Origin of the sequence: Stenotrophomonas sp. YIM B13575 (assembly GCF_042787595.1) — a bacterium.
Lineage (GTDB): Bacteria > Pseudomonadota > Gammaproteobacteria > Xanthomonadales > Xanthomonadaceae > Stenotrophomonas > Stenotrophomonas lactitubi_B.
In genome coordinates, this window is sequence record NZ_JBHZOP010000126.1 from 1 (window position 1) to 18,637 (window position 18,637).

At 67.1% G+C, this 18,637-nt stretch carries 10 protein-coding genes; 6 read left to right on the forward strand and 4 right to left on the reverse strand.

All coding sequences use genetic code 11. From position 1 onward, the window contains the following. Positions 1-10 precede the first annotated feature (10 nt). Positions 11-1,030 carry a cyanophycinase gene (locus tag ACFX4F_RS17795; protein WP_380657539.1) on the reverse strand — a complete coding sequence of 340 codons (1,020 nt, stop codon included), beginning with the start codon at positions 1,028-1,030 and terminating at the stop codon, positions 11-13. 170 nt (positions 1,031-1,200) lie between these two features. Between ACFX4F_RS17795 and ACFX4F_RS17800 the strand changes: the two genes are divergently transcribed. The 6 genes from ACFX4F_RS17800 (at position 1,201) to ACFX4F_RS17825 (ending at position 15,575) form a co-directional block, all read left to right on the forward strand. Beyond that, the gene (locus ACFX4F_RS17800; RefSeq protein WP_380657541.1) at positions 1,201-3,939 is read left to right on the forward strand and encodes a TonB-dependent receptor plug domain-containing protein; all 2,739 of its coding nucleotides are present in this window, start codon (positions 1,201-1,203) and stop codon (positions 3,937-3,939) included. Between the two features lie 177 nt (positions 3,940-4,116). Then, positions 4,117-6,882 carry a response regulator gene (locus ACFX4F_RS17805; RefSeq protein ID WP_380657543.1) on the forward strand — a complete coding sequence of 922 codons (2,766 nt, stop codon included), beginning with the start codon at positions 4,117-4,119 and terminating at the stop codon, positions 6,880-6,882. After that, positions 6,879-8,096: an EAL domain-containing protein gene (locus ACFX4F_RS17810; RefSeq protein WP_380657545.1), complete on the forward strand. Its 1,218-nt coding sequence runs from the start codon at positions 6,879-6,881 to the stop codon at positions 8,094-8,096. The genes ACFX4F_RS17805 and ACFX4F_RS17810 overlap by 4 nt, the downstream gene beginning before the upstream one ends. 126 nt (positions 8,097-8,222) lie before the next feature. Beyond that, the gene (locus tag ACFX4F_RS17815; protein WP_380657547.1) at positions 8,223-11,423 is read left to right on the forward strand and encodes an ATP-binding protein; all 3,201 of its coding nucleotides are present in this window, start codon (positions 8,223-8,225) and stop codon (positions 11,421-11,423) included. Continuing rightward, positions 11,420-12,061 carry a response regulator gene (locus tag ACFX4F_RS17820; protein WP_380657549.1) on the forward strand — a complete coding sequence of 214 codons (642 nt, stop codon included), beginning with the start codon at positions 11,420-11,422 and terminating at the stop codon, positions 12,059-12,061. The genes ACFX4F_RS17815 and ACFX4F_RS17820 overlap by 4 nt, the downstream gene beginning before the upstream one ends. A gap of 262 nt (positions 12,062-12,323) precedes the next feature. Beyond that, entirely contained in the window at positions 12,324-15,575 is a 3,252-nt protein-coding gene (locus ACFX4F_RS17825; protein ID WP_380657551.1) for an autotransporter outer membrane beta-barrel domain-containing protein, read from the forward strand. 544 nt (positions 15,576-16,119) lie between these two features. On the opposite strand, the gene ychF is transcribed toward ACFX4F_RS17825, so the two are convergent. From ychF to ACFX4F_RS17840, 3 genes are all read right to left on the reverse strand, one after another. After that, positions 16,120-17,211 carry a redox-regulated ATPase YchF gene (gene ychF, locus ACFX4F_RS17830; protein ID WP_251472304.1) on the reverse strand — a complete coding sequence of 364 codons (1,092 nt, stop codon included), beginning with the start codon at positions 17,209-17,211 and terminating at the stop codon, positions 16,120-16,122. A gap of 105 nt (positions 17,212-17,316) precedes the next feature. Next, on the reverse strand, positions 17,317-17,895 hold the full coding sequence (gene pth / locus ACFX4F_RS17835) for an aminoacyl-tRNA hydrolase (protein ID WP_380657553.1): 579 nt from the start codon (positions 17,893-17,895) through the stop codon (positions 17,317-17,319). Between the two features lie 50 nt (positions 17,896-17,945). Beyond that, on the reverse strand, positions 17,946-18,563 hold the full coding sequence (locus ACFX4F_RS17840; protein WP_089238965.1) for a 50S ribosomal protein L25/general stress protein Ctc: 618 nt from the start codon (positions 18,561-18,563) through the stop codon (positions 17,946-17,948). Between the last annotated feature and the right edge of the window lie 74 nt (positions 18,564-18,637).

Consider the following 18,637-nt stretch of genomic DNA (forward strand, 5'->3'; position numbering starts at 1 on the left):
CGCTACCGGATCATTGGCGGATGACTTCAATCTCGCCGTCGCTGATGTCAGCCAAGGCCTGGTAGGCCGCGTCGGCCTGCAGGTCGTCCAGGCGCATGCGGCTGCCGCTGGCAACCACGGTGACCGGCACCGCGTGGAAGCGCAGGGGTTCACCTTCCACCAGCCGGTCGGCATCGCGTCCGGGGCTGACCACCCAGACCTTGCCTTCGCCGTCGGCGCTGTAGACCTGGGCCTGGCCATCAGGCTCCACGCACAGGGCCGTATCTTCGTCGACGCCGATGCCGACCATGTCCGGGTCACCACTGTCATGCGCGGCGCGGGCCACGAACACGATCAGGCGGCCGAGACGGTCGCGCTTGTCGAAGTGGGTGTCGGTGACCACCCGCTGCAGGTAGGGCAGCTGCAGGAAGCCGCGATCCAGGGTGACGGCCTCGCCCATCGGGTCGGCCATGGCGCTGGCCGAATCGATGCTGCCGCCATCCAGCGCGCCATACGCGTAGCCGCCGAGGATGGCCAGGCCGGCGCTGGTACCGGCAATCGGCTTGCCGGCGCGCACGTGGGCATTCAGTGCGCGATTGAGCGCGGTACCCTTCCAGAAGCGGATGTAGCGGGACTGATCGCCGCCGGCGATGAAGATCGCATCGGCCGCAGCCACGACCCGCAGCACGGCCGGGTCGTCGGCGCCGCGGCGGCTGTCGAACACCAGGGTCTGCACGGCGGTGGTACCGCCGATCTCGCGGTACAGGCGGTCCTGCAGCTCATCGGTGCCGGAGGCGCGCAGGATCAGCACGCGACCGTTGCCGGCCTGGCGCAGCCACCACTGGAAGGCCTCGGGGACCCATTCGCCGCCGCCCATCAGCATCATCGCGGGGGCGCGCGGACCGGGCCGCGGCGCATCCAGATCACCCACTTCGTAGTAGGCGAAGCCCGGCTCCATCAGCTCCTGTGCAGCTGCTGGCGAGGACCAGCAGAGCACCGACAGCAGCAAGGCGGTGAGCGGGCCACGCAGCCCATAGCGAAGGCGTCGCATCTTGATCTCCCTGAACAAAAACGACCTGCAACCGTTTTCACTCTTTGCCAGACATATCCCCAGTAGTCAAGGACATGAAAAAGGCGTTAAATGCGCGCGCCCATTCCTGAAATGTGAATGGGGGACAGGGCCCCTCCTCTGTGGGCCGGCATTACTTCCGAGAATTTCTCATGCGTAGACAGGCGATGGCGTGGTCGATCCAGCTGGCGTTGATGGGCGTTGCTGCTTCGGCGGCAGCACAGACTCCCGCTTCCTCTTCGGTACAACAGCTGGATGCGGTGCAGGTGACCGGCTCGCGCATCCCGCGCGCCCAGGTGGAAGGACCGGCGCCGATCACTGTCATCAACGCAGAGCAGATCCACTCCAGCGGCTTCACCACCGTACCGGACGTGCTGCGCGCGATGACCCAGAACGGCGGTGAGACGCAGAGCCAGCAGTCCTCCGGCGGCGCCGATTTCTCGCCGGGCGCGCAGCAGGTCGACCTGCGTGGGCTGGGGCCGAACCACACCCTGGTGCTGGTCAACGGCCGCCGCATCGCCGACTTCCCGATGCCGTTCAAGGGCCGCAGCAACTTCACCGATGTGTCCAACATTCCGCTGGGCATGATCGACCGCATTGAAGTGCTGACCGGCAGCGCGTCGGCGATCTACGGCTCGGATGCGATCGCCGGCGTGGTCAATTTCATCCTGAAGAAGAAGGCCGATGGCACCACCATCGACATGCGCATGGGCACCACCACCGAAGGCGGTGGTGAGTCGTTCGACATGAGCCTGGCCAGCGGCTTCAGCAGTGGCAACTTCAACGCGGTATACAGCGTCGAACTGCAGTCGCAGACGCCGCTGTGGGCCTACGACCGCGACATCCAGGACTCGACCCAGGACGGCCCGACCGAAGGCGCGCGCATCGCCCGTCGCTCCTATCTGCGCACCGATTACAACGATGACTACCTGGATCCGGGCGCAGCGACCTGTGATGCACTGTCCGCGCAGAACCAGGGCAGCACCTACCGCGCGTTCCGCCCGCGCTACGGCTACTACTGCGGCAGCGACAGCGCGATCGGTTACGGCACGATCCTCAGCAAGCGCCGCGGCGCCAACGGCTATGCCTCGCTCAGCTACGACTTCGACAACGGCCAGCAGTGGTTCGCCGACGTGCAGCTGGGCTACCACACGATGTCGCTGATGCGCGATGTCACCAAGTGGGGCCGCATGGCCGCCGACGGCGACGAGTCGGGCTACTTCAACAATGAAGCGACCGGCGAGATCGAGTTCTGGCAGCGCCAGTTCTCGCCCGAGGAAATGGGCGGGCTGGACAATGCGATGGTGCGCAGCACGCAGAAGACCTTCAGCGTGACCACCGGCTTCAAGGGCAACCTGACCGGCAGCTGGGACTACGAAGCGTCACTGAGCCATTCGCAGTACCAGTCGCGGATCAGCTGGGCGCAGATCATCGCGTCCAAGGCCAACGACCTGTTCCTGGGCCCGCAGCTGGGCGAGGACGATGACGGCTTCCCGATCTACAACGCCGACCCGTCGCGCCTGTACCGGCCGCTGACCCGTGCCGAGTACGATTCGATCGCCGCACGCACCACCTATACGCCGAAGTCGCGCACCGAGACGGCGGCGCTGACGCTGACCAATGGCTCACTGTTCACCCTGCCCGGTGGCGACGCCGGCTTCGCCGCGACGGTGGAAGTGGGCCAGCAGGCCTATGCGCTCAACCCCGATCCGTTGGCGACCGGCTATTACTACTACAGCTGGAAGGATTCGGACGGCAAGGGCTCGCGCAACCGCTGGGCGACCGCTGCCGAGCTGCGCATGCCGCTGCATGAAACGGTGAACCTGAGCGTGGCCGGGCGTTACGACCAGTACCGTTATTCGGGCCACACCATCGGCAAGGCAACCTGGAGCGGCGGCCTGGAATGGCGTCCGATCGACACGCTGCTGGTGCGCGGTTCGTACGGCACCGCGTTCCGCGCGCCGGACCTGCACTATGTTTTCGCCGGCCCGGGCAACGACGAGACCAGCGCGGAAGATCTGTACAACTGCCGCGCCGATGCCGCCGATGACTGCGCCGACTACGAGCGCAACGTGATCCGCAGCCGCAGTGGCAACCGCGAGCTGGACCCGGAAACCAGCACCTCCTGGAGCGCTGGTTTCGTGTGGTCGCCGGCCGCCGGCCTGGACCTGTCGGCCGACTGGTTCAACATCGACATGCGCGACCAGGTGCAGGACATGGACGTGCGTACGATTCTGGCCAGCGAAGCGAACTGCCGGCTGGGCAGCGCCGACCCCGCCTCGCCGACCTGCGTGGACGCCCTGGCCCGCATCACCCGCACTGCCGATGGCCGCCTGTATGGCGTGCATGTGAACCCGATCAACGTTGCGCGTGAGTCCACCTCCGGCATCGACGTCGGCCTGCGCTACCGCCTGCAGACCGGCATCGGCGACTTCATCTTCAATGGCACCCACACCTGGGTGAAGAAGCATGACTTCCAGCGCTATGCCGGTGATGTGACCGAAGACCAGTTCGCGATCAACAGCGGTTTCGATATTCCGCGCACCAAGACCAGCGTCAGCGTGACCTGGGAGAAGGATGCCTGGTCGGCCACCGTGTACGGCTCGCGCCTGGGCAAGCTACCGACCTCGGACAGCTACGACCAGGTGTTCGACGAGGAGAGCGGCGACAGCCCGTGGATCAAGGCGACCTACCGCTACAACGCCTCGCTGCAGTACCGCTTCGACGATCACTCGCGGTTGTCGCTGTCGGTGGTCAATGTGTTCAACAAGATGCCGCCGAAGGACAGGACCTATACCGCGTACCCGTACTACGACGTGTCCTGGTTCGACAGCGTCGGCCGCACCATCAACCTGCAGTACACGCACAAGTTCGGCGGCAGCGCGCTGTAAGGGCGCCCCTGCTGGCGGAACGCCACAGACCCCCGCTTCGGCGGGGGTCTTTTTTTGAGCGCCGGCCCAGCGCCAGCCTGAACGGTTCCCGGCCGGTGGTCTGCTGCACGGGGTGCAGGCGGCTTTTTAGGACATGGCTGATTCCGGGCGGGTGACCGTCCTCCCTAGGATCGGTGCATGTTCCGATTCCCTCGCCCTTCCCTGCCCCTGGTCGCGCCGCCGACCACCGCCTCGGTGCTGCTGCGCTGGCTGACGGTGTGCGTGTTCCTGTGCCTGGCGGCCGCCACCGGCTTCTACCTGCTGACCGCGCTGACCGAAGACATCTCCAGCCACCGCCGCGACATGAATGCCGCCGCGTACAGGGCGCAGATCTACTTCGACCAGCGCGAGGCCCTGCTGCGCTACCTGGGCGATTCGGTGGTGGTGGGTGATCCGTCGGTAGCGTCCAGCGAAGGTGTGCGCCAGCTGCCATTGGACGGGCCGGGCGGCAAGCCTGGCCAGCGCCTGCTGCTGTCGCCGCGCGCGGAGCACACGCTGCAGACCCTGCAGACCCATCTGCTGCTGGTCGATGCGCAGGGAACGCATTGGCTGGCGGGTGGGCAGGCCGACGTGGACATCGCCGGCCTGCCCACGTTGCAGGTGCTGCGGCAGCGCAGCGGCACGCTTGCCGGTACCGATCCGGTGTACTGGCTGCGCGCGGGCGATGCCGGGGTCGCCCTGGCCCAACCGGTACAGGCCGGGCCGCAGTCGAGCCAGTGGCTGATGCTGCTGCTGGACAGTGCGGCCGCCTCGGACATGATCGATGGCCAGGGCATCGGCGGCTACGCCCTGCTGGACCGCGATGGACAGCCGGCCCTGTCGAGCCTGGCGCCACGGCTGGACAGTGCGGGCTGGAAAGCGCTGCAGCAGCGCCAGGACGACAGTTTCGGCGTGCTCTGGAGCACGGGCCTGCCGCGCGGCGTGGCCCTGGTGAAGGGGGTGGGCAATGACGGCTGGCGGCTGGTCTATCACCTGCCTCCGCGCCTGCTGCTTGGCGACATGGCGACTTCGCTGCTGATCAGCGGTGCCTTGCTGCTGCTGGCTGGCATTGCCCTGCGCCTGCTGCGGCACCGCGTCGACCGCCAGCTGATCCAACCGGCCCTGCTGCAGCACCGGCGCTTGCTGGAAAGCCTGGATTTCAGTTCGACGGTGATCGACCTGGCGCCGGTCGGCATCTGTGTCCTGCGTCGTAGTGACCGCCAGCTGCTGCTGTCCAACCAGCTGCTGCGCGACTGGCTGGGCGAGGACGGCACCGACAGCGATTGGCAGGCACCGTGGCGCGGGCATGCCGGCGAACGCGGTCGCGGGCTGGAGTTCACCGCACGCGACGGTCGCCAGCTGCAGGTGCTGCATGCGGCCTGCCGTTACCAGGATGATGACGTGCTGCTGTGCGTGTTCCATGACATCTCACGCCATCGGCAGGCGCAGGCGGCACTGTCCTCGGCGCGGCAGGCGGCCGACGCCGCCAACCAGGCCAAGAGTGCGTTCCTGGCGACCATGAGCCATGAAATCCGCACGCCGCTGTACGGGGTGCTTGGCACGCTGGAGCTGCTCGGCCGCACGCCGCTGGATGCGCGCCAGTCGCAGTACCTGCGCACCATCGAAAGTTCCTCGTCGGTGCTGCTGCAGCTGATCAGCGACGTGCTGGATGTGTCCAAGATCGAGTCGGGCCAGCTGAGCCTGGAACCGGCATCGTTCTCGCCGCGCGAGCTGACCGAAAGCGTGCTGCGCAGCTTCGCTGCTGCGGCCACGCGCAAGGGCCTGCAGGTACTGGTCTGCACCGATCCACGGTTGCCGACACGGGTGCTCGGCGATGCCGACCGGATCCGCCAGGTGCTGGGCAACCTGCTCAGCAACGCCATCAAGTTCACCGAGCATGGCCGGGTAGTGCTGCGCGTGCGCCTGGTGCAGCGCGAAGGCGAGTCGAGCGTGCTGGCCTGGCAGGTCACCGATACCGGCGTGGGCATCGCCACCGAGGAACAGGCGCGCCTGTTCGAGCCCTTCCGCCAGGTCCGTGGCGCCGCCAGCGCTCAGGGTACTGGGCTGGGCCTGTCGATCAGCGACCGCCTGGTGCGGTTGATGAGTGGCGAACTGCGCGTGGTCAGCGAACCGGGACTGGGCAGCAGTTTCACCGTGCGCCTGCCCTTGCCGGTGCTGGCCGCGACCGAGGACGGCCCGGCGTTGCTGGCCGAACCACCGGTCTACGTGCGCGGCCGCGATCGCGAGCTCGTCGACAGTGCCTGTGGCTGGCTGCGCCGCTGGGGTGCCAATGCGCAGCCGCTGCAGGGCGATCCTGCCCTGCTCGACCACGCCGGTGCGATCCTGATGGATGGCGAGGCGGAACAGCCGCTGGCCTGGCAGGGACCGCGGGTGCTGGCCTCGATCGATGGTGGCGACCAACCCGCACCTGCTGCCGATGGCGCGCTGCTGGTCACCCTGCACGGCATGTCTTCGATCGCCCTGGCGGTTGCACGCCAGCAGCGGCAGTGCGCAACGCTGCCGACCGCAGCGCGCGATGTGCAACCGGGCCCGCTGGGACTGCGGGTGCTGGCCGTGGAAGACAATCCCATCAACCGGGTGATCCTGGCCGAACAGCTGCAGGCCCTGGGCTGCGAGGTGGAGCTTGCCCAGGATGGCGTCGAGGCGTTGCAGCTGTGCCAGACCCAGGACTTCGACCTGGTGGTCACCGACATCAACATGCCGCGCATGGACGGCCACACCCTGGCGCGCCGGCTGCGGGCGGAGGGCACTCTGCTGCCCGTGATCGGCGCCACTGCCAACGCCACCGCCGAGGAGCGCGAGCGCTGCCTGGCCAGCGGCATGCAGGGCTATCTGAGCAAACCCATCGACATCGCACGCCTGCGTCAGGCGCTTTCCGCCGTTCGCCAAGGAGATCCCGCATGACCCGCCGTGTCCTGATCCTGGAAGACCAGCCGTTCCAACGTGGTTACCTCGTCAATCTGTTCAGCGCGCGTGCCGGCGTGCAGGTCGACGCCTGCGAAGACGTGGAGGCGGCGATCGCCCTGTGTGCCTGCCAGGCCTATGACCTGGTGGTGAGCGATCTGTTGATGCCGGGCCAGGATGGCATCCAGTTCATCCAGGCACTGGCCGCGCAGCCGCGCCCGCCGCGGCTTGCCGTGGTCAGCGCAGCCTCGCGGCGGATGATGAGTTCGGCACGGTTGATGGCCGAATCACTGGGCCTGGACGTGGTCGGCCTGTTGGCCAAGCCGGTCGCCGCCAGCGATGTCGATGCGCTGCTCGATGCACTGGCGCAGGCGCGGCCAGCGGTGCGCACCAGCCCGGCGGCGCTGACGCCCGAGCCGGATGCGGCGCAGCTGCGACAGGCGCTGGCCGACGGCAGCCTGACCGCCTGGTTCCAGCCGAAGAAGTCGTTGCAGTCCGGGCGCGTGGTTGCCGCCGAGGCACTGGTGCGCTGGCGCCACCCGCAGCTGGGGACGCTGGCACCCGGCAGTTTCCTGCCGGCGCTGTGCCGTCATGGCCTGGAGGGCGAACTGCTGCGGGCGATGCTCACCGCCAGCATCTGGGCACAGGCGCGCTGGCGCGCGCAGGGATTCCGCGTGCCGGTATCGATCAACCTGCCACCGCACCTGCTGGAGCAGTCCGATCTTCCGGATGAACTGCTGGCGCTGACCCTGGCCGCGGGCGGCACTCCGGCGGATCTGTGCTTTGAACTGATGGAGAACAGCACCACCCGCCACGTCAGCGACTTCTATGCTGGCGCGTGCCGGTTGCGGATGAAGGGCTTCGGCCTGGCCCAGGACGATTTCGGCCAAGGGCTGAGCTCGGTGCACAACCTGGTCAACACCCCCTTCACCGAGGTCAAGATCGATCGTGCGCTGGTCAGCGGTTGCGCGCGCGATCCCGCCCTGCACCTGACCTTGACCACGGTGATCGCGCTGGCCAACCAGCTCGGCCTGACCATCGTTGCCGAAGGCGTGGAGAGTGATGCCGATCTGGCCGCGCTGCGCCAGCTCGGCTGCAACCAGGTACAGGGCTTCCTGATTTCGCAGGCGCTGCCCTCCGACGACTTCACCCGTCTGCTGGACGAAGATGCTCCTGATGAGGGCGCGCGCGGCAGCCGTGCAGCGTCGCGCTGACAGGCGTGGCTGAAAGGCTTCACAATCCCATCAAGAGTCTTTGACGATCCTCTCTGCGCGGCGGTACCGGCCGTGCCCTGGGCCCTTCGGGCCGCCATCGACCGCCTACTGCTCCGAGACCTGTCCATGCCGGCCGAGGCCGCTCCCGTACGCCGACTCGCCCGCCGCTCCCTGCGTGTACATGCCCTGTTGATTGGCGTGGTGGTGCTGGCCACCCTGCAGGCCGGCCTGCTGCTGTCCACAGGCAGCCAGCTGTTCAACGAAGAAGAAGGCAAGATCCGCTATCACTTCCGCCGCCTGGACGGCACGCTGCAGGAACAGGAACGCTTCCTGCGGCAATGGCGCCTGCATGACGTGGGCAATCGCGGGCAGCCTGTGGACGAGGCCGCCTCAGGTACACAGCCCAGCCCGCTGTTCGCCAGTTTCGCGCGGATCGGTGCCGACGGCGGCGCTTCGACACAGGCAACGGCCGAACTGGGCGACCGCTTCCTGCGCTTCTACGGTGCTTTCTGGGCGGCCTCGCGGTTTCCACCGCCGCAGTGCCTGCTGGTCGATGGCCAGGGCCGCCGTGGCCTGCTTGCACCGATCCAGACAGTGCGTGGTGACCCGGGCCAGAGCAGCCCGCATCACCTGCAACCGGCGCTGACCGCCATCCACCAGGTCCTGCGCGAACGGCCGGCGCTGCGTCGCGGCAACGTGGTGTGGACGCCGGTGGCCTGGCGCGAGGGACAGACCCGGCTGCTTGCCATCGCGCACGCGCCGCAGGATGCCCGCCTGTGGGGCGAGAGCGAGGACGAGTCGCTGGCCGCAGTGGCCTGCCTGCTGGATCCCGGCCGCGTTGATGACTACCGCCAGGTGATGGGGACACCGGTGTTCGAACGGATGTCGCTGTTCGATGGCAACGGCCGCCTGCTGCTCGGTGATGCCAACGATGCCAGCCGCGCCGGCACCTCATGGCGCGCGGGCCTGGACGGCCTGCTGTTCCGCATGCGCAGCGAACACGGCTGGCTGGCGGTGTATCACGTGGGCTGGCAACAGGTGTTCCAGCACCCGCGCGGGCCACTGCTGGGCAGCATGGTGGTGGCGTTGCTGCTGGCCACCGGTGGCGTGCTGATCCTGCGTGCCTACCGGCGCTCGGTGATCGAACCACTGCGCCGCAACCATGCGCGGTTGCTGGAAAGCGAGGCCTTCAGCCGCACCATCCTCGACAACGCGCCGATCGGGTTGTGCCTGCTGCGCCGTACCGATGGCCGCGTGCTGCTGGACAACGCGCTGGCACGTCAGTGGCTGGGGGAAGACCACGACGACGGTGGCTGGCACGGGCCCTGGCGACGCAGCGTGCTCGCCGCTGGCGGCACCACGGCAGGCGACGGCCTTGCCTACACCACGCCGGACAACCGCCACCTGCTGATCACCGCGACGCCCGCGCGCTATCGCGGCGCACCCGCTGTGCTGTGCCTGTTCATCGACCTCAGCAGCCAGCACGAGGCCGAACAGGTGCTGCAGCAGGCACGCCGTGCGGCCGACCAGGCCAACCGCGCCAAGAGCCAGTTCCTGGCCACCATGAGCCATGAGATACGCACCCCGCTGTATGGCGTGCTCGGCACGCTGGAGCTGCTGGGCCTGACCCCGCTGGATGCGCGCCAGCAGGACTACCTGGACACGATCCAGCGCTCCTCATCGACATTGATGCAGCTGATCAGCGACATCCTGGATGTCAGCAAGGCCGAGGCCGACCAGCTGAGCCTGGAGCCCGGCGCGTTCGACCCGGTGCGGTTGACCGAGGACGCGCTGGACTCCTACGCCGCTGCCGCCGCCCACAAGGACCTGCAGTTCTATGCCTGCATCGATCCGGACGTGCCGGCTGCGGTCAACGGTGATGCCGCGCGCATCCGCCAGATCCTCAACAATCTCATCAGCAATGCGCTGAAGTTCACCGACAGCGGCCGGGTCGTGGTGCGCCTGGGTGCACAGCGTATTGATGACCGCTGCTGGCTGCGCTGGCAGGTGGCCGATACCGGCATCGGCATTGCCAGCGAGCACCAGGCACATCTGTTCGAACCTTTCTTCCAGGCCAACCCCGGCACCGATGCGATGCGCGGCACCGGATTGGGCCTGGCGATCTGTGCGCACCTGACCACGATGATGGATGGCCAGCTGCGGGTGGTCAGCGAAAGCGGCCTGGGCAGCAGTTTCTCGGTCGAGCTGCCGCTGCCCGAGGCAACACCCGATCCGCTGCAGGCGGCTTCACCGCGATTGCCGCCAGCGTTGCCGGTGCACGTCCGCGGCAGCGTCCGCGAGTTCGCACAATCGATATGCGAGCGCTTGCAGCAGCGCGGCGCACAGGCCAGCGTGCATCGCGACGATGCGCCGGAGCTTGCCGATCCCGGCGCGGTGATGCTCGACCTGGTGCTGGACGAGGGCACGCCCACGTGGAGTGGACCGCAGGTGGTGGCGTGCCGCGAAGGCGGAATGCAGCCACAGCAGGTGCGGGGACATTGGCAGGTCGGCGTGCATCGTCTGGATGCGATCGTGCTCGCGCTGGCGGCTGCGGCCGGGCGAGCAGTGCCCGCCGAGGTCAACGGACGTCTGCCGGCGCCACGCAGGTTCGGGCTGCAGGTTCTTGTCGCCGAAGACAACCCGATCAACCAGGCGATCCTGCGTGGCCAGCTGGAGCAGCTCGGCTGCCACGCCGTGGTCGCCAGTGACGGCAATGAAGCCCTGCACTATTGGCCGCAGCGTCCCTTCGCCCTGGTGTTGACCGACCTCAACATGCCGGGACTGGATGGTTACGGACTGGCCCGTGCACTGCGCGCGCGTGGGGTTGACGTACCGATCCACGGCGCCACCGCCAACGCCGACCCCGCCGAACGGCAACGCTGCCACGAGGCGGGAATGCAGGGCGTACTGGTCAAGCCGATCACCCTGGCAGCACTGCAGCGCCTGCTGACCCAGGTTGCGAGCCAGCCGCACCGCGGCCCCATCGACGACCAAGCCGATGCTCCTCTGCAGGTTCCGGAAACCATGCAGGCGCTGTTCGTGCAGACCATGCAGGCCGACCTGGACAGCCTGCAGCGGGCGATCGACGATGCCGCGCCGGAACGCGTGGCACAGGTGCTGCACCGCATCCGCGGCGCACTGGTGATCGTGGGCGCACCGGCACTGGTGGCGCACGGCCAGCAGATCGAACAGCAGATCGGCGACGGCGACGCGTTGCCTGCCCTCGCCTCGGCGCTCGCGCATTTCCAACGGCGCCTGCGCCGGCTGCTGCAACCCCTGGTGCACGTCGCCGCCCCCTCATCCCCCAGCAAGCCGACACCACCATGACCACCCGCATCCTCATCGCTGACGACCACCCGATCGTGCTTGCCGGCATCCGCGATGTCCTGGCCGGCGAACTGGACCTGGACGTGGTCGGCGAGGCCGCCGATCCGGCGACCTTGGTCGAGCTGATGACGAGCACCCTGCCCCATGCGGTGATCACCGACTACAGCATGCCCGGGGGGGACAGCTTCGGCGATGGCATCAAGCTGATCTCGTTCCTGCGCCGCAGCTTCCCCGATGTGCGTCTGCTGGTGTTGACGATGGTCTCCAACCCCTCGCTGGTGGCGGCCATGTATGCAGCCGGTGCCAGCGGCGTGGTGCTCAAGAGCCACGGCCTGGGCAGCCTGGTGCAGGCGCTGCGCACGGTGCTGGCCGACCGCATCTACCGCCCACCGGGCCTGCTGCCGGTTGCCGCCGCAGAACCGGCGGATGCCGAGGCGGTGCTGGCGCGCCTCTCGCCGCGCGAACTCGAAGTCATCCGTCTGTTCACCGGCGGCATGAGCGTGGGCGACATCGCCCGCCAGCTGCAGCGCAGTGCGAAGACGGTCAGCACGCAGAAAATCAACGCGATGCGCAAACTGGGCGTGGACAGCGACCAGGCGCTGATCGAGTACTGCCTGCAGTCGTCGATGTTCGGCTGAGGCCTCCACATCGCTGAACCGTGCCCCGCCTCTGTGCAGGGCACGACGTGCTTTAGGAAACGCCTGATTCCATCGGACAGGGCTGATTTCTAGTCTGGATGCATCCCGCCACGGTGACGATTTCCCATCGTCATCGCGTTGCCGGCGGGAGCGAAACCGGATGGCGCCTGCAGTGGCCATCGCACCCGGTTTCCACAGCGACGCGGCCCTGCCGCGCCAGATCGCGCAGCCGCGCTGCGCCCTGCCACAGGAATCCACCAGCATGAACGCCTCTCCCCCACGGCGCCGCCGTGCGTCCGCCTGCGCGCGCGCTTCGCGCCTCCCCTTGATTCCCAGCCTGCTGGCCAGCGCGCTGTGGGCCGCCCTGCCCGTGCACGCGGCCGAACTGCAGGGGCCGTTGAAGGTTACCGATGGCGGCAGCCTGCAGATGGGCGCCGACGACACCCTGTCGCACAGTGCCGGTGGCTACGCGCTGGAGGCCAATGGTGTCGGCAGCACCATTACCGTCAATGGTAGCTGGATCTCCAGCACCGGAGGCGGCAGCGGCATCCTTGCCAGCGCCGGCGGCAGCGTCCTGATCGAGGGCGGCATCCTGCAGGTCGGCGATGGCAGCACCACCGTCGGCTATGCGCTGAACGCCAGCGGTGCGGGCAGCGTGATCCGGGCCAACAACCTGGTCATCAATGCCTATCGCAACGGCTCCGGCTACGGCACGGTCAATGCCACCGGCGGTGGCAAGGTGTGGTTGAACGGTGGCAGTGTCAGCAGCGGCGGGCACGCGCTGTATTCCACTGGGCGCGGCAGCGAGCTGCACGTGGCCGGTACGGAGATCAATGGCGGTGCCAACAGCGCGGTGTACGCCGAGGGTGGCGCGCTGCTGTCGCTGGAATCGCTGACGATGACCTTCGCCGACGCCAGCAGCGGCTACAGCGGTCGCGTGTCCTCCAACGGCAGCGGCAGCGTGCTGTCGCTGCGCGATGTGGACGTGGTCAACGGCTACTTCGATATCGACAACGGTGGCACGCTGCAGATCGTGGGCGGCAGTGCCAGCAGCAGCGGCAGCAGCATCCGCCTGCTGGGCAACAGAATCAACCGCGTATACTCCACCGCCGATATCACCGGCGGCCGCTTCGAGACCATCGGCGGCTATGGCGTCAACGTCAACAGCTGGGCCAAGCTGACCACCAACGGCGCCCACTTCACCGTGCGTGATGGCTACTCCGGCATCTGGCTGTCCGGCGCGGACTCGCTGGCCGACCTCACCGATACCACGATCAGCACCCATGGCGACAACGGCTACGGCCACGGCGTGGACGTCTGGGGTGGCACTGCCACGATCACCGGCGGCAGCATCGATACCCACGGCGATGGGGTCTACGGCCTGCGCGCCTCGGGCAGCAATCCACCGACGCCCTATTCGCGCATCCGCGCCAAGGATCTGGACATCACCACCTACGGCACCGGTGGCGGCGGTGTCTTCCTCGGCGGCAGCACGGCCGATGCGCAGCTGGACGGCGGCTCGATCACCACGCGGGGTGCCTCCTCGTTCGGCATCGTGCAGATGAATACCGCCAAGCTCACCGCCGACAACCTGAGCATCCAGGCACAGGGGACGAATTCGGGTGCCTATCGTTCCTACATCACGGTGTTCGGGCCGTACTGGGACCGTCTGGTATTCAACAACAGCAGCCTGCAGACCCAGGACGGTCCTGCGCTGTGGCTGCAGGGCAGCAACCACGAGCTGACGCTCAACAATACCGACGTGGTCGCGCGCCAGCAGGGCAACGTCGACGGTGGCCGCCTGCTGCGGGTGAGCGATACGGTGTTCACCGATGGAAGCTCGGTCGCCACCGCAGACATTCTTTTCACCGCCGACAACAGCCGCCTGACCGGCGATGTCGTGGTCGACAGCGCCACCGCCAACGTGCAGATGACGCTGCGCAACGGCACCGTGTTCAACGGCGCGCTGCGCAACGACTCCGGCTACCAGGTCGCGCAGCTGGCGATGGACGGCAGCAGCCAGTGGAACGTGCGTGGAAGTTCCAGCGTCGGCTCGCTGGACCATGCCGGCACCATCGCCTTCGTCGCGCCCACCACCGACGACTTCAAGACCCTGACCGTCACCGGGGACTATGTCGGCAACGATGGCCATTGGCTGTTCAACCGCGCGCTGGGCGACGATGCCTCGCTGGGTGACCAGCTGGTGATCCAGGGCAACAGCAGTGGCACGGCCTCTGTCAGCGTGCGCAACGCGGGGGGCGCCGGCGCCCTGACCAGCGAAGGCATCCGCCTGATCAGCGTGGCTGGCCAGTCCGATGCGCAGTTCTCGCTGCAGGGACGCGCGGTAGCCGGCGCTTACGACTACTTCCTGTACAAGGGTGGCGTCGCCACGCCGGACGACGGCAACTGGTACCTGCGCTCGGAATACGTACCACCGGTCGATCCGCCGGAACCGCCCGATCCGCCGGAGCCGCCGATTGATCCGCCGACTCCGCCGATTGACCCCCCTGCTCCGCCGATTGATCCGCCGATCGATCCGCCGGTCGACCCGCCGCTGCCGCCAGCGCCGCCGCGCGTGGAGCGCCCGGAGCCAGCCGTGTATATGGCCAACCAGAGCAGCGCGCTGCGCATGTTCCGGCACAGCCTGTACGACCGCAGTGGCGATCCTGCCGATGCAACCGACGGCGGCAGCGACGCCGTTGCCTGGGCACAGGTGCGCAGCAGCCAACCCGGCAGCCGCGGCAGCCAGGTCGATGTGGACAGCGAGCTCAACAGCGTGCTGCTGGGCGTCGGTCGTCGCTTCGAAGCCAATGCCGGTGGCCAGCTGCAGGCGGGTGTGATGGCCGGCCAGGGCCGGGCGCGCAACGACAGCCGTTCGCAGGTGACCGGTTACACCGCGCACGGTGTGGTCAACGGCACCAGCCTGGGCCTGTATGCCACCTGGCTGCAGGACGCGCGGATGGACAGCGGTGCGTATGTGGACAGCTGGTTGCAGTACGGGCGGTTCCGCAACAGCGTGCAGGGCGAAGGTCTGCAGAAGGAGCACTACCGCTCGCGCAGCTGGACCGGATCGGCCGAGGCAGGCTATGTACTGCCCGTGCAGCGCACGGTGCAGCGCGGTGTCTACCTGGAGCCACAGCTGCAGGTGATCCACAGCCGTTACGATGCCGACCGCGTGGTCGAGGCCAACGGCACGGTGGTTGAAGGTTACGACAAGGACAGCACCACCACGCGTGTGGGCCTGCGCCTGTACACGCGTTCGCTGACGCAGGGCCAAGGGCAGGTGCAGCCGTTCGTCGCGGTGAACTGGTGGTCCGGTGGCAACGACACGGCCATCGCCGTGGACGGCGAACGCCTGCGCCGGCAGTTGCCGCGTGACATCTACGAAGCCAAGGCCGGCGTGCAGGTGAATCTGTCGGGTGGCTGGCGCGGCTGGGGCGAGATCAGCCGGCAGACCGGCGGCATGGGCTTCCGCGATACCAGCGGTCAGCTGGGCGTCTCTTACCGCTGGTAAGCGCTGCCACGGGTGAGCCCAGAGAGGGGTCCGGCGATGCGTCGTCGGACCCCTTGTTGTTTTCCACACCACGCGTGGAAATCGATGGGGGTTGGATGTGGACAAGTGGCCGTAAGCCGCGCACGGCAAGGGTTTTCGAGGCTGGTGATTTTTTGTCCAGCCCATCGGCGGTGCAAACAGCTGCGTGTTTTCCACATAGCAGGTGGAAAGCGATGCGGACTTGATGTGGACAACCCGCCTTGAACGTTGTGCCGCAAGCGTTTCAAGGCATGGCGATATTTTGTCCAGGCGCCTCATCGGTTTTCCACACGCGACGTGGAGAGCCGTGGGGGTTTGATGTGGACAAGTCGCCGCGAGCCATGCAGGCCAGGCGTTTCAACGCGTGGTGATTTTCTGTCCACTGCCACCCGCAACACCGGGCTGGTGCTTGCGCAGCGCAGACGTGCAATGGCACTACCGCTGCGTTCCCGTGCTGACAGGCGCCCGATACAACAAGACCCCGCATTGCGGGGTCCTGTGGGCAATCACTGCGCTGCGTCGTCGATCAGACGTTGAAGCGGAAATGCAGGATGTCGCCTTCCTGCACGCGATATTCCTTGCCTTCCAGGCGCAGGCGACCCGCTTCCTTGGCGCCGGCTTCGCCCTTGTACTTGATGAAATCGTCATACGCGATGGTTTCGGCGCGGATGAAGCCCTTCTCGAAGTCGGTGTGGATGACCGCGGCAGCCTGCGGCGCGGTGGCGCCCTTGCGCACGGTCCACGCACGGACTTCCTTCACGCCTGCGGTGAAGTAGGTCTGCAGGCCGAGCAGGCTGTAGGCTGCGTTGATCACGCGGTTCAGGCCCGGCTCGGTCAGGCCGAGGTCGGCCAGGAACGTATCGCGGTCTTCGTCGTCCAGCTGCGACAGCTCTTCTTCGATCGCTGCCGACACCGGCACCACCTGTGCGCCTTCTTCGGCGGCACGGGCGCGCACCGCATCCAGGTGCGGGTTGTTCTCGAAACCGTCTTCCAGCACGTTGGCGATGTACATCACCGGCTTCAGGGTCAGCAGGAACAGATCGCGCACCAGCGCCTTCTCTTCCTCGTCCAGGCCCGCCGAACGGCCGGCCTTGCCGTCAGCCAGCGCGGCCTGCAGCTTGGCCAGCACCGGCTTGCGTGCCGCTGCTTCCTTGTCGCCGCCCTTGGCCGCACGCTCGGCGCGGTTCAGTGCCTTCTCGACGCTGTCCAGGTCGGCCAGGGCCAGTTCGGTATCGATGGTGTCGATGTCCGAGATCGGGTCGACCTTGTTGTTGACGTGGATGACGTCAGCGTTCTCGAAGCAGCGCACCACGTGGGTGATCGCATCCACTTCGCGGATGTGGGCCAGGAACTTGTTGCCCAGGCCCTCGCCGCTGGCGGCACCGGCCACCAGGCCGGCGATGTCGACGAACTCGACCGCCGTCGGGATGACCTTCTGCGGGTTGATGATCGCTGCCAGTTCGTTCAGGCGCGGATCCGGCACCGGCACGATGCCGACGTTCGGTTCGATGGTGCAGAACGGGAAGTTCGCCGCGGCGATGCCCGCCTTGGTCAGCGCGTTGAACAGGGTCGACTTGCCGACGTTGGGCAGGCCGACGATGCCGCATTTGATACCCATGGGTGACAGCTCTCTGGGGTGAAAGTGATTGGGGAAACAGCGGCGTGGGCGCTGCTTTTCCAATCATTCTCCGTACCGACCAACGGTCGGTACCTACCGGTACAATTATTTCGGGGTGTGCAGCCGCTTCATCGCTTCGCTGAAATCGCCCTGCACCGCCAACGGCAGCACGTCGATCGCATCGTCGATGGCGCGCGAGATCAGTACTTCATCGTCCTTGGAGGGGCGTCCCAGCACCCAGCCCACCACGCGATCCTTGTGGCCGGGATGGCCGATGCCCACGCGGAGGCGATGGAACTTGCCGTGGCCGAGCAACCGGATGGTGTCACGCAGGCCGTTCTGTCCACCGTGGCCACCGTCGAACTTCAGCCGCGCCACGCCGGGCGCCAGGTCCAGTTCGTCGTGGGCCAGCAGGGTTTCCTCCGGCTCGATCTTCCAGAACCGCTGCGCGGCGGTGACCGACTTGCCGCTGAGGTTCATGAAGGTGGCGGGCTTGAGCAGCCACAACGTCTGTCCGGCGATGTCGACCTTGGCGGTCTCGCCAAACAACTTGCTGTCCACGTTCCAGCGTGCACCGGCCTTTTCGGCCAGGGCCTCAACGAAATGAAACCCGGCATTGTGCCGGGTCCGGGCATGCTCCGATCCGGGGTTGCCCAGACCGACGATCAGTCGCAATCCTGCCATCGTTCCATCCAGATACGGCGCCTGCCCCGAAGGACAGGCGCCGCGGGGTATTACTCGGCCGCTGCTTCTTCAGCGTCGGCAGCATCCTGCTTGCCGTGCTTGGCAGTGACGATCGCGTCGTCGTGGTCCTTGCCCAGCGCCAGCGCCGGGATTTCCACGCCCTTCGGCAGCTTGATGTCCGACAGGTACACAACGTCGCCAGCCTTCAGCTCGCCCAGGTCGACTTCGATCGACTCCGGCAGGTCCTTCGGCAGGCAGCTGATGGCCACTTCCTTCAGTTCGTGGGCGACCACGACGTCGGCAGCCTTGCCAGCCGGCGAGGTGTCTTCGTTGATGAAGTGCAGCGGAACCGAAGCGGTCAGCTTCTCGTTCTCGTTCACGCGCAGGAAGTCCAGGTGCATGATCAGCTGCTTGAACGGATGGCGCTGCATGTCACGCAGCAGCACCTTCTGCACCTGGCCGTCCAGGTTCAGGTCCAGGATCGAGGCATAGAACCACTCGTTCTGCTGGGCCAGCCAGATTTCGTTGTGGTCCAGGCTGATGGCGACCGGTTCGGCGTTGCCGCCGTACACGATCGCCGGGATCACACCAGCGGTACGCAGGCGGCGGCTCGCACCCTTACGCTGCAGTTCACGCTTGGTGACCTTGATTTCATGGGTCTTCGACATTTTCGACTACTCGGTTGTTGCCTTGCCTTGCGGCTTGGCGGTTGAAGGCACTTCCGCGACCAGAAGTGCCCAGT